The organism is Photorhabdus laumondii subsp. laumondii, assembly GCF_003343245.1.
Lineage (GTDB): Bacteria > Pseudomonadota > Gammaproteobacteria > Enterobacterales > Enterobacteriaceae > Photorhabdus > Photorhabdus laumondii.
The window spans coordinates 675,280-696,699 of record NZ_CP024901.1; the positions used below are offsets into that span (position 1 = coordinate 675,280).

Genomic DNA, 21,420 nt, shown 5'->3' on the forward strand with positions numbered 1-21,420 from the left:
AATATGTCAAACCAGGTGCAGGCGGATAGTGCAGTTTTACTGCACTTCATTTTAAAACTGCAAGATGGCTCTATTGCCGACTCCACTTACACTCAGGGCAAACCTGCATTATTTCGTTTAGGTGATGGAACCCTTTCTTCACCTTTGGAACAGCAGCTCACTGGGCTAAAAGACGGAGATAAACATACCTTTACTCTGGCGGGTGAGAATGTATTTGGTAAACCAAATCCTGATCTGATCCAATATTTTACTCCGCGTGATTTTGCCGCAACGGGTATTCCTGAAATTGGCACTATAATGTTATTTACGGCAATGAATGGCAGTGAAATGCCGGGCATAGTCAAAGCGGTAACAGAGGAATCTGTGACTGTTGATTTCAATCACCCGTTAGCTGATCAGAACGTCACGTTTGAAATTGAAGTGGTGGAAATTGATCCACAATTGGAGGAAAACCATGCAGATATTGCTGGCTAACCCCCGCGGTTTTTGTGCTGGTGTTGACCGTGCTATCAGTATTGTAGAACGCGCACTGGAATTATATGGTGCGCCGATCTACGTTCGTCATGAAGTGGTGCATAACCGTTATGTTGTAGATAACCTGCGCAAGCGGGGGGCTATCTTTATTGAAGAAATTTCAGAAGTACCGGATGATGCGATTCTGATTTTTTCGGCGCACGGTGTTTCACAGGCTATTCGTGCTGAAGCGCGTTCTCGCAATTTGACAATGTTGTTCGATGCGACTTGCCCTCTAGTGACTAAAGTCCATATGGAGGTAGCAAGAGCTAGCCGCAAGGGCAAAGAAGCTATTCTGATTGGTCACGCTGGACATCCCGAAGTTGAAGGTACAATGGGTCAGTACAACAATGCGGAAGGTGGAATGTATCTGGTTGAATCTCCGGCAGATGTATGGAACTTGAAAGTCAAAGATGAAGACAATTTGTGTTTTATGACTCAAACCACATTATCTGTTGATGATACTTCAGAAGTGATTGATGCACTTAATGCACGATTCCCAAACATCGTTGGTCCCCGTAAAGATGATATCTGCTATGCGACGACTAACCGCCAGGAAGCGGTACGGGATCTGGCGTCTGACGCCGATGTTGTCTTGGTTGTAGGTTCGAAGAATTCATCTAACTCTAATCGCCTTGCTGAGTTAGCTCAGCGGGTTGGTAAACCTGCTTACCTGATAGATTCTGCTGAGGATATTAAAGAAGAGTGGATTACTGGCATCTCTTTGGTTGGCGTAACCGCGGGCGCTTCGGCACCGGATATTTTAGTTCAGCAAGTTATTGAACGCCTGAAATCTCTTGGTGCTGATTCCGTCCAAGAATTACATGGTAGAGAAGAAAATATTGTATTTGAAGTGCCAAAAGAGTTACGTGTTGAAGTTAAAGAAATTAGCTAACCCGAATTCCGTTTAAGCCGTCACTGGGAAATCTTCTTCTGAGTAGAAAACTTTCAGTGATGGCTTCTTCCATTTGAGGCAGTATGCAATCACCCCATCTAACACGGTCAACAGAAATCCTTTTATACTTCGGTGACGCGAATGCTCTATCTGAGGAAGGGTTTTTAATTGCCCATTAATCGGTTGAGCAGACCGTAGGAACTGCTCCCACAGTCTCTCGCAGAACGGTACGTGAGTCTCTCGACTCATACCGCTCCCATCAAGTAAATCGTCCAAAGCAAGCCAGATAAAAGGAGCTCCAACTATGTCATCACCTACCGTAAAAATCCTGCGTATGCCTGACAGTTGTCAACAAACTAGGTATCGCTCGCTCGACCATTTACGATTGGATCAACCCGAAGTCACTGCGTTATGACAATACATTCCCTAAGCAGCGCCAGCTAGGAAAGTAATCCGTCGGTTGGCTCGAATCAGAACTGGATTAGTGGCTTCTCCAACGTGAAACACTAGCCCCTTGAGTCATTCATCTACAACGTGCCGGAGGTTTTATCTCCGGCAAAAAACATTTATCACTGACCTTTCTTATAATTATCCGAGTTGATACCAGAGCAAATCAAGATTGCTTGTAAGCTTTGAGCAAAGATTCCGGAATAAACGTCAGATTGCCTCTTGCCCTTGAGCAGGCCACATATAGTTTATTGCGTGTCTCCGCATTGATATCCCGAAAACTTCCCTTTTTCCAAGCTCTTACATTAGCGGGATTAAGGACTACACATACATCATGATAGTGGTCTACTCCCTTCGATGCTCCCCAATTTTGGGAGTGGCAGGAATACTTGTGGTGTTCCCTGTAAAACAGCTTCACCGTTTCCGGATCCCGGTAGAGAGCAAGTACAGCTTCCGGGTTATCCTCGTATCTAATGACACTTTCCCGGCGATCATAAGCTTCGATTTCGATACCAATCTTTTCCGTAATAAAATCGCAAACACTTTTGCTACATCTGCGGCTCTTTTTGAGACTGTCGGTATCGACGAGCAATTTAGCCTTTTTAAATTTAGCCTCGTAGACCGTGTAATCTTTGTGAAGACTAGCGTTCACATTACCATCTCGGCTTGTGTCGAATGTGTGTTGGAAAAAATCGCCAACAAAGGAGACATTTAACTCAGCGGCACTTATGGCTAGCAGAAGGTTAAAATCATGCCCAGCAAAGTCCTGAACCTCATCCACGAAGAAAGCATCAAAATACTTCTCCATACGCGCTATGATCGCACCAACCAGATGAGATTGCTCGATGAATTTGGCAAGACGGTTGGCGTAAACCTGACGATTGGTTGACACGTAACGCCGGTCGTCAGTCAATGCATACCGTGGGTATGCCAAGGGAAGTTTGAATGTGATACCTATGGTATTCTTATCCGATCGTAGAAATGGCCGGTAGCAAAAACCGTGTAAAAATTTGAAATACGTGTAGAGAGTAATATTTGCTGGAAAGTAACCGAATCGATTTATAATTTTTCCACGCAAATTGCTGTAGTTAGACTCTGTATAAGTAACGATAAGAAAGCGCTTCTCCTCATCAAGGCTGGCAACAAGACGGGATGTCTTACCCGATCCGGCAACGGCAAATACTACTCTCTTATCCATGTGATTGCCTGCTGAATGTAATTTGGCGCGACAAGTTCGGTTCCCTTTTGTTCGAGCAATTCGAATGCAGCTTCCGTCTTGTTTTTTAACATATATTCTTCTACGGTAAGCTTTTTTCGACCTGCTGCGAACTGACCTTCACAAATGGTCGTATTATCTTGGTATATGCAAACCTCGAAAGTGTACCGAGCATCGTCAGCGTCTGCGAAAATCTGCACAGAATCTGAAATGAGGTCAGCATAGTTAGTAACACAATTGCTTTTGTAGTCCCCGTCATTGTCACGGATAGCCGCAACCTTGATGCCAAGCAACTTGGCTAGCTCAAGATAACGCTTGAAACTTGTTCCATCGACAGAGATTACATAGATACCATCGGTATCAGTACTTGCACCTCCAGTGCAGTTTTTATAGAGGGCATCCATGAGGATAAACTCAGCATCTCCCTCCACAAGGATAGCCTTCTTACACAACGCAAGTTCCAGCACATTGTTGTCGGGAGCCTTCATGAAGAAATTGGCTGTGCTCTGACTGAGATCTTTGAGAGAAGTTGGTTGGGACAAGTTTTCTTCGCTCAATATTAGTACTTTCTTGAGGTTCAACCGAGTTGCAATCAAACTACTATGAGTAGCGATGAAAAGCTGCTTTTTGACCGAACCCCGGATGCGATCAATAAGCTTATGCATATGGACATGGCTAAGATGATTCTCCGGCTCTTCGAGAAGGAGGATATCAAGTACGTGTTCGCGATTGCGCAAGGCAAATTCCGTCTTGATAAAGCATTGGCGACCTTTCCCCTTACTATCGATCGGGATATCGCCTTCAGTAATAATAATATCCGTTTCGACACTCGCTTTTGGGCTTGTCCGAACATCGAATTTGTAGATGTCCAATGCATCATTCATCGTTTTGAAAACTACTCTCTTAAACTCAGACTTAGCTTTACGGTACTCAAAACTGTGATGATTACGCTCTACAACAGACGCATGAGTGGTATACATGGTGCGGGTATACTCACGAGTGGCATACTCGCTATTGATCTGAGAACTATCTATGAGTAAGTGCTGGAGCGGCTTTTTATATGGAAGGATAGTCTCGTCCGTGAAGGTTAGAAAACGGATGCTATAGTACTCAAAAGGAAAGTTATCGTGCCTCTCAGCTAAAATCGTCTGAATTTCTTGTGTGTATTTATCAACAGGCTTGCATACCAACTTGATGCCTAAGTGATCTATGCTCTTGCTGTTATTACGGCCATCTAGTTCGTGGTGACCTTCAATCCCATCTAGGTATACCTCTATCAGCAGCTCAGGTAGTTCGACGATTTTTCTCTCACCTTTCAGGAATTCCGAGATACATTCCATATTGAAAAGGGTTTCAAGACCGAGCGATTCTACCTTACTTCGACTGGCGTTGAGCGCGATATCAATTGCCTGGAGCACCGAACTTTTGCCAGCTTCATTGCCGCCAACCAGAATATTTAATTCAGGATCGAATTCTAATTCAAGATTTTTAAATCGTTTGAAGTTTTTCAGAACCAATCTGCGTATTATTGCCACCAGATTTCCTTCCTATGCGAAATTTTGATTTACCCTAAATAAGAGATATCCCCATCAATCTCTTGAAAGAAGTTTCACAATCCACTTTGGCTCATCGATCATAAGGGATTTATCGATCTCAATATTTGAGATACGTTCGTTATATGTACGTATCAAATGAGCAACTCCCTTGCGTATTCTATCACTTTCATAGATAGCAATTTCTTCAATATTAGTACCAATGAAAATTTCTGCTGCTTGAACGGAGATTTGGTCAGACATGCCAACGTTTTCAGCCATTTGACGAGCAGCCAATACCTTACTTTCCAGCGTCAGTATTACAGGTCGGTAACCAGCTCTCTTGTTTTCAACGCAGCGAGAAACAAGCTTTTCCATAGGGGCTGTAGTGACATGAAATGCTGTCGTTCCAACTTGAAAATCACCTTCCCGATCGGTTTGCATATCTGCTGCATTAGCTCGGTCGAGGCCGATCTTAATTTCTGGAAAACGCAATTGTAATTTCGCACCAATTAGATGTTGGAGAACAACCCCGGTAGGCTTATCAGAACGTTCAGCCGCTGCATCCAGAATATCAGAAATGATCGATGATACTGGTTTGGTGGTTTCAATATCGACCGTAATTCTTTGTTTATCGAAATAATCAATGCGAACACAGTTTGTGAAGAAATCTTCAAGCAACAAAGAGAGATGATTAGTGTTCAACGTAGCTCCAGAAGAGCGATTGATGCCATTCATAGCGTCGCGAAATGAAACCGCTAAGTGGATCGTTCCTCTCGATGTTCTCCCACCCTCTCGTGTAAATAGGCGGGTCTCGCCATGCTGTTCAAGAATCTTGGCGATAGTGTTGCCACTCAAACCACGAACCTGGCTCCTACCCTCGCTGTAAAGTCGGCCATCATCGATGGGAAAACCATCAGCGATCATGCGTGAAACCACAAGCCCCACGTTCATGACATTGGTATTTATGGAGCCATTTTGTGCCCGCTGGCTTTCATACCACGCTTTAGCTGCATTCAAATACTGCTCAATAAGAGTATCTTTCTCACCCATTTATTATTTTTCCATCGAACATCTGAATACTAACCAGGTGTGGAATGAGCATGTGCTTGGCGATCCATCCGACAACAGGTACAGCAACGGCATCACCAAACCCATAATGAACTTGTGAATCGCGCATATTATCAAGAGAATACCAACCGGCCCCCATCAGACGTGCATATTCTAGTCCAGTCATCCACCTGATTTTCACACTGCCGCCGCCCATAATTACTACCGCTTGCTTTGATGAACCACCACGCGCGGTACGTAAACAACCAGAGACATCTTCGGCTCGCATTTCCCATACAGGAATTCCGTTCCGGGTACGACGATAAGCTGTTCGGGCAGTCATGTTTGGTAATTCGATAAATGCTTCCAACCGTTCTCGTTGGACTGGAGCCATTGAGTCTACAAATCGTTTAACCCGATCGCCTCCCCACCATCTGGGGTCATTATGCGGCATTTGTTCTATTTCACGGGTTAAACCTTCGCTGAGTAAATCTGGCGCTTTTGGTAGCGGCATCATGAAAGTACGAATTTCAGCGTCTTCATGAAGCCAGGCAAGCCAATCAGGGCGTAAGCAAGTATCTTGCTCCCCGCCGTCAATAGGATACTGAGCGCCAATTAGGAATAAACGTGGGCGTGATTGCGGGATAAAGCGGCGAGCATCTAGAGTAATGGCATCTACAGCATAACCTAGTGAATTGAACTCCTTGGCTGCCGCACGCAAATCTTCACGATTATGAGATGAAGCAAGGCCAGTCACATTCTCCAGGGCTATAACTTTAGGTTTTCGCTCTTTCATCTCTGCTATCAGACGAGTAAACCCAAAAAAAGCAGATGATTCACGTCCACCACGTAAACCAGCCCTTTTTCCTGCAAGGCTGAGATCTGTACACGGTGAAGAGGACCATGCAACATCTACAGTTGGTAGATCATCGCCACAAAGCGAATGCACATCAGCCAGCAAAAGCTCGTTGCCTCCCCACTGGCCTTCGTACATAGCCTTTTTATTAATGTCGTAGTCATTAGCCCAAAGAGTTTTTATACCAGCGAGTTCCAAACCTGCCCTTGCCAGGCCGATACCAGCAAAAAACTCTAAAGCTGTCCAATCGTGTTGACGGCGAAGCGGCACTACATTCACTTGGTTCCTCCTTCAATTCGTCCCGTATCATCCCATAAACAGGTTCATTAGTCACATACAGGACAAAGGTTGCTTCAGCTTTTGATTAAACGCTTCCTCCCGCGCTTCTGCTTCCCTTACTTCATTCATTCAACAGTTCAGTAGAGCTGTCAGTTTATTGATAAAGTGCTGGTTTTTTTATCCGGCCCGTTGTTTTAATTAACCTGAATACTGGTTAAGCCGTCACTAACATATTCATTTCTGAGCGGGAAATATTCAGTGACGGTTTGTTCTCTTTGAGACAATAAGCGATGAGTCCACCCAACACATTCAACATTAATACCTGTACACTATGATGCCGTGAATGCTCTATCTGAGAAATATTCTTTAACTGATCATTTGATGGTTTATATGATGAAACGCTTTGATAACATCACCGTATCCCACACTGAGAGCGCTTTTGCCTTCATGTGCGCTGACGATTTCCTTCCCCAATACCCTGTTGTTTCTAGGATGGAATGAACACACGGCAAAAATCATCGACACCGCAGAAGAGTTCAACTAATTTATTCATGCTTGTTCCTCATGCGTTCTTTTTTTTCTTGGTCGAAAATTTTGATCTTGGAACAGGCATTTAGTTCCATTTTTTATCTAGAGTTCAGGTTAGTTAAATAATCTGAAATGTTGTGCCAGATAAAAGTAAAGTAGTATATCCGCTCTTTATTTAAGGCATTCATCTGACTGATCATCGTGTTAAATCAGGAAAGGGACTAACTTCATAGTGAGGGCTTATGGCTGATACAGATATTCGTGTTGCTATTGTTGGCGCTGGTGGGCGTATGGGACGTCAGTTGATTCAGGCCATATATCAATTAGATGGTGTTGCTCTTGGTGCAGCTTTGGAGCGCTCCGGTTCTTCTCTGATTGGCGCAGATGCCGGAGAGTTGGCGGGTATTGGTCATAACGGTGTGACTGTTTGTGATGACCTGACAAGTATCGTTGATGATTTTGATATCCTTATTGATTTTACCCGTCCAGAAGGAACGTTGACTCATCTTGAAATTTGTCGCCAGAACGGTAAAGCGATAGTGATCGGTACAACTGGCTTTGATGAGGCGGGTAAACAGGCAATTAAACAGGCTTCTGCTGATATCCCGATTGTATTTGCCGCGAATTTCAGTGTTGGTGTGAATCTGGTGCTTAAATTATTGGAAAAAGCAGCGAAAGTGATGGGCGAGTATAGTGATATTGAAATTATCGAAGCGCATCACCGCCATAAAGTAGATGCACCATCAGGAACAGCTTTAGCAATGGGGGAATCTATTGCTCATGCTTTGGGGCGGGATCTTAAAGCGTGTGCTGTCTATGCCCGTGAAGGTTATACCGGTGAACGTGATCCGAAAAGTATTGGTTTTGCGACTATCCGTGCCGGGGATATCGTGGGTGAGCATACCGCTATGTTTGCCGATATTGGGGAGAGAGTAGAGATAACTCATAAGGCTTCCAGTCGGATGACGTTTGCAAATGGCGCGGTAAAGGCTGCTCTATGGTTAAGTGGTAAAAATAGTGGTCTTTTTGATATGAAAGATGTGCTAAATCTCGATTTACTTTAAAAATTTATTTTTTTTAACTTATTGATATCGCATAATTAAATGTTTTATTATGCGATTTTTAATTTATTTGTTTAATTCTATTGTTTTTTGGTTTATTTTTTCTATTTTTGTCTTGTTTATAACCTTAATTTTCTGCTTTCTTCTCCTTTTTGTGATTATTTTCAACTTTTCATCTGAAAATCAAATCTTCTATGCTCATTACCGTTTTATCAATTAACTTTATTGCTATTTTCAGTCTTATTTCATTGGTTTGTCTGGCGAAGTGTGCAAAAAAATAAGAAAAGTAACATTTTTTGTAGACAACTCTCCCTCTCATCATTAGAATGCGCGCAATTTGCCAAAATTTTGCCTAAAAAGCAGCTTTTGCATTGATTTTGAGGAACAAATCTGAATTAATATGCACTAATTGCGAGTAATTATTCTTTGGAGGGTGTTTTGATTAAGTCAGCTATATTGGTTCTGGAAGATGGAACCCAATTCCACGGTCGTGCCATAGGTGCGGAAGGGGCGGCAGTTGGGGAAGTGGTTTTCAATACCTCGATGACCGGATATCAAGAAATTCTCACAGACCCTTCCTATTCCCGCCAAATTGTCACTCTTACTTATCCCCATATCGGTAATGTCGGTGTTAACTCAGTCGATAAAGAATCACTAAAAGTACAGGCCCAAGGGCTAGTGATTCGTGATCTACCACTGTTGACCAGTAATTTCCGCTGCGAAGAAACGCTTTCTGATTACCTTAAACGTCATAATATTGTTGCGATAGCAGATATCGATACCCGTAAGCTGACGCGTTTGTTAAGAGAAAAGGGTTCACAGAATGGTTGTATTATAGCAGGTAAACAGATTGACGCTCAGGTTGCACTGGAAAAAGCGCAAGCGTTTCCGGGGCTGGAGGGGATGGATTTAGCAAAAGAGGTGACAACTAAACAGATTTATCCGTGGTTACAGGGGAGCTGGAAGCTGGCGGGGGGATTACCGGAAGATAAGCAAGAGCAGGATTTGCCTTATCATGTTGTTGCTTATGACTTTGGTGCAAAACGTAATATCTTGCGAATGCTGGTGGATCGTGGCTGCCGCCTGACAGTTGTTCCTGCTCAGACATCGGCGGAAGATGTACTGAAACTGAATCCGGATGGTATTTTCTTGTCCAATGGTCCGGGAGATCCGGCACCTTGTGGTTATGCAATCGATGCAGTCAAAACCCTGCTTGAGACAGAGATTCCGATCTTTGGTATCTGCCTTGGACACCAATTGTTGGCATTAGCCAGTGGCGCTGAAACTATGAAAATGAAATTCGGCCATCATGGTGGTAACCATCCGGTGAAAGATCTTGAATGTAATGTTGTCATGATTACTGCACAAAACCACGGCTTTGCTGTGGATGAAAAATCACTGCCGTCAAATTTGCGCGTTACTCATAAATCTCTGTTTGACGGCACGTTGCAAGGGATTCATCGTACCGATAAACCTGCATTCAGTTTCCAGGGGCACCCAGAAGCTAGCCCCGGTCCACATGAGACTGCATCGTTATTTGATCACTTTATTGAACTCATTGAGCAGTATTGTCAGAAAAATAATCGTCATAACACCAAGTAATCAGGAGAAAATAAAATGGCAAAACGTACTGATATTAAAAGTATCCTGATCCTGGGAGCGGGTCCAATTGTTATTGGTCAGGCTTGTGAATTCGACTACTCAGGAGCACAAGCTTGTAAAGCGTTACGGGAAGAAGGTTATCGTGTCGTTCTGGTGAACTCGAACCCTGCTACCATTATGACTGATCCAGAAATGGCCGATGCCACTTATATTGAGCCGATCCATTGGGAAGTGGTACGTAAAATCATTGAAAAAGAGCGTCCCGATGCGATTCTGCCAACCATGGGCGGACAAACTGCACTCAACTGTGCGCTAGAACTGGAGCGTCAGGGAGTACTGGAAGAGTTTGGTGTTACCATGATTGGTGCTACCGCAGATGCGATTGATAAAGCGGAAGATCGTTGTCGTTTCGATATAGCAATGAAAAAGATCGGTTTGGAAACTCCGCGTTCTGGTATCGCCCATTCAATGGAAGAAGCGTTGGCAGTTGCTGATCAAGTCGGTTTTCCTTGTATTATCCGCCCTTCCTTTACTATGGGAGGAAGCGGTGGTGGCATCGCCTATAACCGTGAAGAATTCGAGGAAATTTGTGAGCGTGGCCTGGATCTTTCACCAACCAACGAACTTTTGATTGATGAATCGCTGATTGGTTGGAAAGAGTATGAAATGGAAGTTGTGCGGGATAAAAACGATAACTGCATTATTGTCTGCTCTATTGAAAACTTTGATGCGATGGGGATTCACACCGGTGATTCCATCACGGTCGCTCCGGCGCAAACGCTGACGGATAAAGAGTATCAAATCATGCGTAACGCTTCGATGGCGGTATTGCGTGAAATCGGTGTAGAAACTGGGGGATCTAACGTACAGTTTGCGGTGAACCCAAAAAATGGCCGTTTAGTTATCATCGAAATGAATCCACGCGTTTCTCGCTCTTCTGCGCTGGCTTCGAAAGCGACAGGTTTCCCGATCGCTAAGATTGCCGCTAAATTGGCTGTGGGCTATACCCTTGATGAATTGATGAATGATATCACGGGTGGTCGCACGCCAGCGTCCTTTGAACCTTCTATCGATTACGTAGTGACTAAAATTCCTCGTTTTAATTTCGAGAAATTTGCTGGAGCCAATGATCGTCTGACAACCCAGATGAAATCTGTTGGTGAGGTGATGGCGATTGGCCGCACTCAGCAAGAATCTCTGCAAAAAGCATTGCGTGGTTTGGAAGTGGGGGCAACCGGTTTTGACCCGAAAGTCAGTTTAGATGATCCAGAAGCATTGACTAAAATTCGTCGCGAATTAAAAGATGCAGGTGCTGAGCGTATCTGGTATATCGCGGATGCTTTCCGTGCGGGTATGTCTGTTGATGGTGTTTTTAACCTGACTGATATTGATCGCTGGTTCTTAGTGCAAATTGAAGAACTCGTGCGATTGGAAGAGCAAGTAGCAGAGCAGGGCATTAACAGCTTGACGGCTGACTTCCTGCGCTATTTGAAGCGTAAAGGTTTTGCTGATGCACGTCTGGCGAAACTGGTCGGTGTGGCCGAAAAAGAGATCCGCAAACTACGCCACAAATATAATCTGTATCCGGTTTACAAGCGCGTTGATACCTGTGCGGCAGAATTTGCGACTGATACTGCATACATGTATTCCACTTATGAAGATGAGTGTGAGGCTAATCCGAATAGTGACAAGCCAAAAATCATGGTATTGGGTGGTGGCCCTAATCGTATTGGTCAGGGGATTGAATTCGACTATTGTTGTGTTCATGCGGCCTTGGCACTGCGTGAAGATGGGTATGAAACCATCATGGTGAACTGTAACCCGGAAACCGTTTCAACAGATTACGATACTTCGGACCGTCTCTATTTCGAACCGGTGACTTTGGAAGATGTTCTTGAGATTGTGCGTGTTGAGCAGCCAAAAGGGGTGATTGTTCAATATGGTGGGCAGACTCCGCTGAAATTAGCTCGTGAACTGGAAATCGCCGGTGTTCCCATTATTGGTACCAGCCCGGATGCGATTGATCGTGCGGAAGACCGTGAACGTTTTAAACAGGCGGTAAATCGCCTTGGTCTGAAACAACCCGAAAATGCCACCGTGACCACGATAGAACGGGCAGTTGAGAAGGCAAATATTCTGGGTTATCCGCTAGTGGTTCGTCCATCTTATGTTTTGGGTGGCCGTGCGATGGAAATCGTATACGACGAAGTTGACCTACGTCGTTACTTCCAGACGGCAGTCAATGTCTCTAATGATGCCCCAGTATTGCTTGATTGTTTCCTTGATGATGCCGTGGAAGTGGACGTTGACGCTATCTGTGACGGTGAGCGTGTATTGATCGGCGGCATTATGGAACATATTGAACAGGCCGGTGTGCATTCCGGCGACTCAGCTTGTTCACTGCCTGCTTACACCCTAAGCCAGGAAATCCAAGATGTCATGCGCCAGCAGGTAGAAAAGCTGGCATTTGAATTGGGTGTACGGGGCTTGATGAATGTCCAGTTTGCCGTCAAGGATGACGAAGTTTATCTGATTGAAGTCAACCCGCGTGCGGCTCGTACTGTGCCATTTGTTTCTAAAGCGACCGGTTTACCACTGGCAAAAGTTGCGGCTCGTGTGATGGTTGGTCAATCTCTGGTTGAGCAAGATGCAACTCAGGAGATCATTCCACCATACTATTCGGTGAAAGAAGTTGTATTACCTTTCAACAAATTTCCAGGTGTAGATCCGATTCTTGGGCCTGAAATGCGGTCAACCGGAGAAGTGATGGGGGTTGGGCGTACATTCGCCGAAGCTTTCTCAAAGGCACTATTGGGATGTAACGCCAGAATGCCGCAAAATGGTAGAGCACTTTTGTCCGTGCGTGAAGGTGATAAAGGCCGGGTTGTGGATTTGGCCGCTAAATTGCTGAAACAGGGCTTTGAACTGGATGCGACTCACGGTACTGCGGTTGTGCTAGGTGAAGCGGGGATTAACCCTCGTCTGGTGAATAAAGTTCACGAAGGGCGTCCGCATATTCAGGATAGAACCAAAAATGGTGAATATAGCTATATTGTAAACACGACTGCGGGTCGTCAGGCGATTGAGGATTCCAAACTTATTCGCCGTAGTGCACTGCAATATAAAGTGCATTATGACACCACATTAAATGGTGGATTTGCTACCACAATGGCACTGAGTGCCGATCCAACTGAGCAGGTGATTTCTGTACAGGAAATGCATGCGATGATTAATAGTTAGTCTCTATTCTGATTAATTGAAGTAATAAAAAGTGCGCTCTGTTTAGCGCACTTTTTTATGTTTACTGAAAAATTAAAGAGAAAGAATCACTGTCTGTTATCCCAGTGCTACTTTGACACCTAATCCAATCAAAACAATGCCTAGTAATTTATCGATAATCTTCTGAGCCTTAGCTAATCCGCGGCGTACCGGTGCACTTTGAATCAATATGACTAATATTGGCCAATAGATGACTGACAATCCCCAGATAATAGAGGCATACCATAATTTTTCACCAACACCAGAATTGACATTTAGCAACTGAGTAAATATTGCCAGGAAGAACAACGTTGCTTTGGGGTTGAGCAAATTACATAAGAACCCCTGCATAAACGCTTTTTTGAAAGTGATAATCTGTCGTGGCTGATTGTCTGGGAGAATGCTGTTGCCTCCGCGAGAAAGCAAGCTATTGATCCCGATCCAAATAAGATAAGCCGCTCCGGCATATTTCATCAGATTAAATAGCCACGGCGTTGTGGTGATAACAATAGCTAACCCGGCGACACAGTAAGCCATATGACAAGTGATAGCGGCGATTAAGCCCGCAACTGTCATCATGGCAGCAGAACGCTGATAACGTATGGCATTTTTGACTACCAGAAAGAAATCGGGGCCGGGAGAGAGCATACCCAACGTTGAGATAATGATGACGACTAGTGATGTTTCCAGCATAATGTACCCTATGGTTAATATTAGCTTTGTTATTATTTTGATCAATAAATGTCTTAAGTAATAAACCAAGTATAAATTAATCTTTTGTACTTAAGAAAGCGTTGAGCCTATCGACTGGGTACATCCCTTTCCGTATAGTGTCATCAATTTTTATACTATTTGCCTAATAAGGTGGCTTAATGAATATCAGCTTGATCGCTGCTTTAGCTATGGATCGGGTTATCGGCATGGAGAATAAAATGCCGTGGAATCTACCGGGGGATCTAGCCTGGTTTAAACGTAATACATTGAATAAACCCGTTATTATGGGGAGAGTGACTTATGAATCTATAGGTCACCCGTTGCCGGGAAGACTCAATATTGTATTGAGTAATCAGCCGGGTAATGACGAGCGTGTAACTTGGGTCAGTTCAGTTGATGAAGCACTGGCTGTAGCAGGTGATGCAGAAGAGGTTATGGTCATGGGTGGTGGTAAAGTTTATGACCAATTTATTTCACGAGCGAGTCGTATGTACCTGACTCACATCGATGCAGAAGTGATAGGTGATACGCATTTTCCTGACTATGAACCGGATGAATGGGATTCTGAATTTACTGAGTACCATGATGCCGATGAATTAAATTCTCACAGCTACTGTTTTGAGATTTTACAACGTCGTCTCTAACTGATAGAACACGCCGATGAGCTTTTTTCACGGCGTGTCTGGCTTAATGCTGTTTTACTGCCGGTAACGATGATTGTGTAAAATATTGCTTATCTTCCCAACGCAACATCGTCAGTTGTCCTCCCCAACAACAGCCTGTATCCAATGCATAAAAGCTATCGGGTGTTCCCTGGCCTTCCAATGATGCCCAGTGACCAAAAACGATGGCATACTCTGGTGGGATTTGCCGTTCTAGTTCAAACCAAGGTTTTAACGGTGCAGGCGCATTTTCGGGTTTATCTTTGCACAACATGTCTAACTGACCATTTGGAAAACAGTAACGCATACGTGTCAATGCATTAGTACTGAAACGTAAACGTGCCAGCCCAGAGAGTTCTGGTGACCAGTTGTTTGGCATATCCCCATACATGGAATTGAGAAACAGAGGGTAACAGCTACTGTTGAACATAGTTTCAACTTCGCTGGCGCACATTTTGGCTGTTTCCAAATCCCATTGAGGCGTAATACCGGCATGTGTCATGAGCAGTTTTAAATCATCATCGAACTGTAGTAACGGTTGTTTGCGTAGCCAATTAATTAGTTCATCGGCATCTGGTGCAGACAGTAACGTATCAATTTTATCTTTAGGTTTATTACGGCTGATCCCGGCATAAACGCCCAATAAATGGAGATCGTGATTGCCTAATACCATTCTTGCGGCTGAACCTAACTGTTTAACATATCGGAGAACTTTAAGAGAGTCTGGGCCTCGGGCAACTAAATCCCCCGTTAACCATAATGTATCCTTTGTAGGATCAAAATTAGCCTTAGTTAATAAAGCACGCAATTCACGGTAGCAGCCATGAATATCACCAATGAGATATGTAGACATAATCAATTAATCAGCGTTGGGATAGCCAGACGGAAAACCGGAATAGCAACGCGAAATGGTTCACCATTGTGATCAATCATTTCATAATGGCCTTCCATAGTACCCAAGGGCGTTTCCAATATCGCCCCGCTGGTGTAACGGTATTCGGTACCTGGCTGGATTATGGGTTGCTCACCAACAACACCTTCCCCTTGAACTTCCGTTTGATGGCTGTCGCTGTTGGTAATCAGCCAGTAACGATTAATTAATTGGACCCGTTCGCGCCCAAGATTTCGAATAGTAATTGTATAGGCAAAAACGAAACGCCGTTGATCGGGACACGATTGGCTTTCTACATAAACACTTTGTACCTGAATAGAAACCCTGGGCGTATTAATCATAATTGACTCCTGTTATGACTGCATTTCAGGTTGTTCTGATAGCCAGTTTGCCATTTTACAGTACTGTTCAACAGAAATATTCTCTGCACGAGTACTTGGATCGATACCAAGTTCTGTGAGCTGTTCTACAGTAAAAAGATCACCGAGGCTGTTACGGATAGTTTTACGCCGTTGGTTGAAAGCTTGAGTCGTGATCCGGCTCAGCATACGAATATTCTTGACGGGATGCGGTATGCTTTTGTGCGGTACCAGACGTACAACGGCTGAATCGACTTTAGGTGCAGGAGTAAACGCGGTTGGCGGTACTTCCAGCACAGGGATAACCTGACAATAATATTGGGCCATGACACTTAAACGCCCGAAAGTTTTACTTCCGGGGCCAGCTACCAGACGGTTCACCACCTCTTTTTGTAACATAAAATGCATATCAGCAATAGCATCAGTATAGCTGAAAAGGTGGAACATTAACGGCGTGGAAATATTATAAGGTAAATTACCAAAGACGCGTAGCGGCTTCCCTCTTTGCTGAGACAATTCGCCAAAATTAACCGTCATGGCGTCTTGCTGGATGATGGTAAGTTTATCTTTTAATTGTGGATGAACTTGTAGACGTGCGGCTAAATCGCGGTCGAGTTCAACCACGGTCATTTTATCCATACGTTCGCCGACCGGTTCTGTCAATGCACCAAGACCGGGGCCAATTTCCAACACTGCTTGGCCGGGTTGTGGATTGATAGCGGCAGCAATACTATCAATGACAAATTGATCGGTTAAGAAGTTCTGACCGAAACGTTTACGGGCAAAGTGCCCTTGGTGGACTCTATTATTCATTACTGTTTTGTATCATTTTAATTGCTAAATTCAATGCGGTGATAAAGCTTCCCACATCAGCTTGACCTGTCCCTGCTAGTTCCAATGCTGTGCCATGATCGACCGAAGTACGGATGAACGGCAGGCCCAATGTAATATTCACTGCTCTGCCAAAACCTTGGTATTTTAACACGGGTAATCCCTGGTCGTGATACATTGAGAGCACGGCGTCCGCATGTTGAAGATATTTAGGTTGAAACAGGGTATCTGCTGGTAAAGGGCCTTCCAGCACGATACCTTCTGCTCTCAGACTGGCTAACGCAGGAATAATGACATCGATCTCTTCCCGTCCCATATGGCCGCCTTCTCCTGCATGGGGATTCAGACCGCAAACATAAATACGGGGTTTTGCCAGGCCAAACTTTGTTTTTAAATCATGGTTAAGAATAGTAATCACTTCCCGCAGACTATCGAAAGTGATGGACTTTGGTACATCAACAATGGGTAGATGCGTCGTTGCTAGGGCAACCCGAAGTTCTTCTGTCGCAAGCATCATGACGACTCGCTGGCATCCACTGCGATCGGCAAAGAATTCGGTATGGCCGATAAAAGGCACGCCGGCATCATTGATATTCCCTTTATGAACTGGCCCTGTGACTAATGCTGAAAATTCCCCGTTTAAACAACCGTCACAAGCTTGTGCCAGTGTTTCGGTGACATATCTACCGTTTTCTTGATTCAATTCGCCAGCGATTGCGGGCACATGAAGAGGAACTGGCAGTATTGTCAATGTCCCGGCAGCCTGTGGCTCGGGGGTTTTGTCAGCAGAATATTCTTGTAGTTGCAAAGGTAAATTAAGTTGTCTGGCTCTGTCGAGAAGCAGGTTGGGGTCTGCGCAAGCGACCAATTGCATTGGCCAACTTTGTTGAGCAAGAGCCACTGTTAAATCAGGCCCAACCCCGGCAGGCTCGCCGGGGGTAATAACAATTGGTTTATTGATAATAATCGGTTTATTGTTGTGCATCGTTGCCATCTAAAATTTTCACATAAGCTGAGGCGCGTTGTTCCTGCATCCAGCTTTGTGCTTCTTCGGTGAATTTACGGTTGAACAACATACGGTAAGCACGATCTTTCTGAGCGACATCTGTTTTATCAACTTTGCGAGTGTCCAGTAGTTGGATCAGATGCCAACCAAAAGATGAGTGAACTGGCTGACTGATTTCACCTTTGTTCAGTCGCATTAATGCGTCACGGAAAGCAGGATCGTAGATATCAGGAGCCGTCCAGCCGAGATCACCACCACGCAGGGCGGAGCCTGGATCGTCTGAAAACTCTTTGGCGGCATCGGCAAAATCAGTTTTTCCACTGCGAATGTCACTGGCGATTTGCTGCAACTTGGTGCGCGCTTGATCATCGGTCATGACAGGAGAAGTTCTCAATAGAATATGGCGGGCATGAACTTCAGTGACGGCGATGGTTGGATTACCGCCACGGATATCATTAACTTTGAGAATATGGAAACCAACACCAGAACGGATTGGGCCAACAACGGCACCTTTCTGAGCTAATTGCAGTTGTTCAGCAAACAGAGTTGGTAACTCCTGAAGCCTACTCCAACCCATATTACCGCCTTTCAGCGCTTGTGGATCGGCAGAATAGGCGATAGCCAATTTACCGAAATCAACACCATGTTTAAGTTCAGACATAATTTTCTGCACTACCGTCATGGCTTTTTCCATCTGCGCCTGATCAGGATTTTCTGGCAATGGGATCAGAATGTGGCTGATATTCAGTTCAGTATCGTTAGTATTCTGGTTGCTAATTTGTTTAACTAAGGCGTCGATCTCTTGAGGCAAAATGGTGACACGACGGCGGACTTCATTATTGCGCACTTCTGCTATCAGCATCTCTTTACGGATTTGATCACGGTAAGTATCGAAATTCATTCCGTCAGCAGCAATGCGATGTTTCATTTGATCCACAGTGATGTGGTTCTGGGCTGCAATATTGGCAATTGTAGAATCCAATGCTTGATCAGGAATGGTGATCCCCATCTGTTTTGCCATTTGTAGCAGGATATTATCTATAATCAGACGCTCAAGGATCTGATGACGTAGCGTTTGCTCATCCGGTATTTGCTGGCCGGCATGTTGCGCATCCCGTTTGACAGATTGTAAGCGGTTATTGATGTCGCTCTCCAGTACCACCCCGTTATTAACAACCGCAGCAATTTTATCCATTTGCTGAGGTGCAGCGAAGGCAGTACTCACTGAAAACATCAATCCAAAAATGAGAGTTCTCCAGTTCTTCATACTTTTCCCATCATATGTAGGTTCCGCAATAGCGGGTTTATCGTGTTTAATATCAAACCTTTATTGGCATCAGAATGCACGTTGGTATGGCATGATGCCAGACTGCAACATTTTTCTGCTACCCAGACTATGATTGTTACTTAAGCCACGAAGTTCAAAGTTAAATGACCATTTGTTGTCATATTCGCTATTGTTGTCTTTCCAACCAACAATCTTACGTTCATAGCCAACATTAATTGCCCAGCAACAAGTGTTGTACTGTAGCCCTACTAACTGACTTGCCGGTTGCTGTTCTTTGGTATCGTAATAGTAAGCACCTACTAAACCCCAGCGCTCACTTAACGGCCAACTTGCAACCAGACCGACTTGAGAGATCCCTTGCTGGAAAGCCGGAGCACTCTTAGCTGTAGCTTGGATATAATCTCTGTCAACAAAACGATAGTTCAACTGCACCAGTCGGTCTTCATCACGGCGATATTCTAGTACTGCATTCCCCATCGTTACGTTGCCCAGGCGAGTATCGTACTGCATACCACCTTTCAAGCCCCAAGAATCATTAATTTTCCAGTAAGTATCACCTGCCCAGGTCATCATGCCGGTACTATCTTTACTGTTGATGATGGTTTCTTTACCAGTGCGTGGACGTTCAAAGTAATAGATTTGACCTAATGACAGGTTAAAACGTTCAACCAAACTTTCATCATAAATACGGGTAGTGAGACCGGTAGTCACTTGATTGGCCGATGAAATACGGTCCAGGCCACCATAAAAGCGGTCACGGAACAGGCCGTTGTAATCAGTTTGCAGTAAAGATGAGTCGAAATTATTGATATTATCTTGGTCTTTGTATGGCACATACAGATACTGAACCTGCGGTTCTAGCGTTTGGGTGTAATTGTTGTTCAGGTACGTTGAACGCTCAAATACCATTTTGGCTTCGCTTTTGAACTGTGGCAGAACCCGGTTAACAGATTCTTTATATTCAGCATTCTCGGTAGCTTTGGGAATATCCTGCTGATAGTGAGTCGCCATCAGCTTAACTTCATTATTCATACTGGCCCAACCATTGGAGAGTGGCAGGTTAATGGAGGGCTCCAGATGCCAGCGGGTTGCTTCCGGGTTATTTTTACCTACACTGGTAAATTTTGCCGCCTGACCATAAACTTTAAGGTCAAATGGACCCAGATCGTTTTTGTAATAATTCAAATCTAACTGTGGTTCTGCTCTGTAAGCTTTTCTACTGGTATCTTTAGAAAAAATCTGGAACTGTTTAGTTGATAGCGTGGCATTCCAGTTTTGTTGAGCATAGCCCAGACTAAATTTTTGTGTGGCATAGCCATCGGTGGTGGAACCATATTGAGAGCTGAAATCAGAAAAATATTCGGGATCACTGACTTTGGTATAGTCGATATTAAAACGCCATACCCTATCCATCACACCACTGTGTCTCCAATAAAATAACCAGCGATTATCACTTTCTCTGGCGGTACGTGTGTTTGTCTTTTTGTCTTTGACATACTGTTCGTCGTTATTCAGCCAGTCGAGAGCAAGGGTACCTGTGCCTGCTTTGGTTAAGTAACGGAATTCATTATCCAGTTTTAAACCACGTTTACTGATATAGTGCGGTGTAATTGTGGCATCATAATTTGGTGCAATATTCCAATAATAAGGCAGCAGAAATTCAAAGCCGTCATTTTTGGAATAGCTGGCGTTAGGAATAAGAAAACCGGAACGGCGTTTATTACCGATCGGTAATTGAAGATACGGACTGTAAAATATGGGAACGTTAGCCACCCTGAAACGGGCATTCCATATTTCAGCCACTTCTTCTTCGCGATCGAGAATGACTTCGGAGCCGACAACGCTCCAGCTATCATTACCCGGCAGGCAGGAAGTAAAAGTACCGTTATCCAGAATGGCATAACGGTTTTCACCACGCAGTTTCATTTTGTCTGCGGTGCCGCGTCCTTGACGCCCGACCATCTGATAATCACTTTGATACATATCGGTATCTTTATTATTTAAATTAGACCAAGCGCGTGGACCTTTCAGAATAATCAGGGGATCATCATAATGGACATTGCCCGTTGCAGTTACGGTTCTTAACGGAACTTTATCTTCTGTTTGATCAAGTTGTACCTGATCGGCAGTCAGGGTTTTATTACCCTGTTTAATATTAACATTACCGATAAATTTAGCGGAACGCGGATAATCTGCGCGTGAATCATCTGCCAGAATATTGATAGGAAGTTGATTTAAATCGCCATTAATGATTGGCTGATCATAAACAGGTATACCCAGCATACACTGCGCTGCGAGATCAGCATGTGCATACTGACCATAAAGTGCGGCCCATACCGTTGTGGCCAGCAAAGTTGGATAACATTTCTTCATAGATATTTATGCGGTTCCGTCATCAGTGGCATTATGCCGGGCAAACCTCAAGAGACTA

At 44.3% G+C, this 21,420-nt stretch carries 17 protein-coding genes and 3 pseudogenes; 7 read left to right on the forward strand and 13 right to left on the reverse strand.

The genetic code is table 11. The features are described from left to right. The first annotated feature begins 3 nt into the window (after positions 1–3). Positions 4–474, forward strand: a complete 471-nt coding sequence (gene fkpB, locus PluTT01m_RS03035; RefSeq protein WP_011144972.1) for an FKBP-type peptidyl-prolyl cis-trans isomerase — start codon at positions 4–6, stop codon at positions 472–474. Further along, positions 455–1,408, forward strand: a complete 954-nt coding sequence (gene ispH, locus PluTT01m_RS03040) for a 4-hydroxy-3-methylbut-2-enyl diphosphate reductase (RefSeq protein WP_011144973.1) — start codon at positions 455–457, stop codon at positions 1,406–1,408. Before fkpB ends, ispH begins: the two co-directional genes overlap by 20 nt. 12 nt (positions 1,409–1,420) lie before the next feature. On the opposite strand, the pseudogene PluTT01m_RS03045 reads toward ispH, so the two are convergent. Next, positions 1,421–1,594: pseudogene (locus tag PluTT01m_RS03045) on the reverse strand (IS982 family transposase); the annotation flags it as partial. A gap of 118 nt (positions 1,595–1,712) precedes the next feature. Here PluTT01m_RS03045 and PluTT01m_RS03050 point away from each other — a divergent pair. Further along, a pseudogene (locus PluTT01m_RS03050) lies at positions 1,713–1,893 on the forward strand (helix-turn-helix transcriptional regulator). 128 nt (positions 1,894–2,021) lie between these two features. Here PluTT01m_RS03050 and PluTT01m_RS03055 read toward each other — a convergent pair. The 5 genes and pseudogenes from PluTT01m_RS03055 to PluTT01m_RS03075 form a co-directional block, all read right to left on the reverse strand. Continuing rightward, a complete protein-coding gene (locus tag PluTT01m_RS03055; protein WP_011144974.1) occupies positions 2,022–3,053 on the reverse strand; it encodes a DEAD/DEAH box helicase in 1,032 nt (343 codons plus the stop codon). Next, complete coding sequence (locus PluTT01m_RS03060) at positions 3,038–4,606, reverse strand: ATP-dependent nuclease (RefSeq protein ID WP_011144975.1); 1,569 nt, start codon at positions 4,604–4,606, stop codon at positions 3,038–3,040. Before PluTT01m_RS03060 ends, PluTT01m_RS03055 begins: the two co-directional genes overlap by 16 nt. Positions 4,607–4,660: 54 nt before the next feature. Next, a complete protein-coding gene (locus tag PluTT01m_RS03065; protein WP_011144976.1) occupies positions 4,661–5,656 on the reverse strand; it encodes a DUF4928 family protein in 996 nt (331 codons plus the stop codon). Then, a complete protein-coding gene (locus tag PluTT01m_RS03070) occupies positions 5,649–6,788 on the reverse strand; it encodes a DNA cytosine methyltransferase (protein ID WP_011144977.1) in 1,140 nt (379 codons plus the stop codon). The genes PluTT01m_RS03065 and PluTT01m_RS03070 overlap by 8 nt, the downstream gene beginning before the upstream one ends. Positions 6,789–7,002: 214 nt before the next feature. After that, positions 7,003–7,240, reverse strand: a pseudogene (locus PluTT01m_RS03075) (transposase); the annotation flags it as partial. 318 nt (positions 7,241–7,558) lie between these two features. On the opposite strand from PluTT01m_RS03075, the gene dapB reads away from it, so the two are divergent. The 3 genes from dapB to carB all read left to right on the forward strand — a co-directional run bounded on the left by dapB (position 7,559) and on the right by carB (position 13,219). Beyond that, complete coding sequence (gene dapB, locus PluTT01m_RS03080; protein WP_011144979.1) at positions 7,559–8,380, forward strand: 4-hydroxy-tetrahydrodipicolinate reductase; 822 nt, start codon at positions 7,559–7,561, stop codon at positions 8,378–8,380. Positions 8,381–8,815: 435 nt separating this feature from the next. Then, entirely contained in the window at positions 8,816–9,979 is a 1,164-nt protein-coding gene (gene carA / locus PluTT01m_RS03085; protein ID WP_011144980.1) for a glutamine-hydrolyzing carbamoyl-phosphate synthase small subunit, read from the forward strand. A 15-nt stretch (positions 9,980–9,994) separates the two neighbouring features. Then, positions 9,995–13,219, forward strand: a complete 3,225-nt coding sequence (gene carB, locus PluTT01m_RS03090) for a carbamoyl-phosphate synthase large subunit (protein WP_011144981.1) — start codon at positions 9,995–9,997, stop codon at positions 13,217–13,219. 96 nt (positions 13,220–13,315) lie between these two features. Here the strand turns inward: carB and PluTT01m_RS03095 are convergent, their stop codons facing one another. Beyond that, on the reverse strand, positions 13,316–13,930 hold the full coding sequence (locus PluTT01m_RS03095) for a LysE family translocator (protein WP_011144982.1): 615 nt from the start codon (positions 13,928–13,930) through the stop codon (positions 13,316–13,318). Positions 13,931–14,109: 179 nt separating this feature from the next. Between PluTT01m_RS03095 and folA the strand changes: the two genes are divergently transcribed. Further along, positions 14,110–14,595 carry a type 3 dihydrofolate reductase gene (gene folA, locus PluTT01m_RS03100; protein WP_011144983.1) on the forward strand — a complete coding sequence of 162 codons (486 nt, stop codon included), beginning with the start codon at positions 14,110–14,112 and terminating at the stop codon, positions 14,593–14,595. Positions 14,596–14,638: 43 nt separating this feature from the next. Here folA and apaH read toward each other — a convergent pair whose 3' ends face one another. The 6 genes from apaH to lptD form a co-directional block, all read right to left on the reverse strand. Next, a complete protein-coding gene (gene apaH, locus PluTT01m_RS03105; RefSeq protein WP_011144984.1) occupies positions 14,639–15,466 on the reverse strand; it encodes a bis(5'-nucleosyl)-tetraphosphatase (symmetrical) ApaH in 828 nt (275 codons plus the stop codon). A 2-nt stretch (positions 15,467–15,468) separates the two neighbouring features. Beyond that, positions 15,469–15,846 (reverse strand): Co2+/Mg2+ efflux protein ApaG, encoded by a 378-nt coding sequence (gene apaG, locus PluTT01m_RS03110; RefSeq protein ID WP_011144985.1) that lies wholly within the window; start codon positions 15,844–15,846, stop codon positions 15,469–15,471. A 12-nt stretch (positions 15,847–15,858) separates the two neighbouring features. After that, positions 15,859–16,677, reverse strand: a complete 819-nt coding sequence (gene rsmA / locus PluTT01m_RS03115; protein WP_011144986.1) for a 16S rRNA (adenine(1518)-N(6)/adenine(1519)-N(6))-dimethyltransferase RsmA — start codon at positions 16,675–16,677, stop codon at positions 15,859–15,861. Continuing rightward, positions 16,670–17,689 (reverse strand): 4-hydroxythreonine-4-phosphate dehydrogenase PdxA, encoded by a 1,020-nt coding sequence (gene pdxA / locus PluTT01m_RS03120; RefSeq protein WP_011144987.1) that lies wholly within the window; start codon positions 17,687–17,689, stop codon positions 16,670–16,672. The genes rsmA and pdxA overlap by 8 nt, the downstream gene beginning before the upstream one ends. Beyond that, positions 17,667–18,968, reverse strand: coding sequence for a peptidylprolyl isomerase SurA (surA, locus tag PluTT01m_RS03125; protein WP_011144988.1), 1,302 nt, complete (start codon positions 18,966–18,968; stop codon positions 17,667–17,669). The genes pdxA and surA overlap by 23 nt, the downstream gene beginning before the upstream one ends. 69 nt (positions 18,969–19,037) lie before the next feature. Then, entirely contained in the window at positions 19,038–21,362 is a 2,325-nt protein-coding gene (gene lptD / locus PluTT01m_RS03130; protein ID WP_011144989.1) for an LPS assembly protein LptD, read from the reverse strand. Positions 21,363–21,420 lie beyond the last annotated feature (58 nt).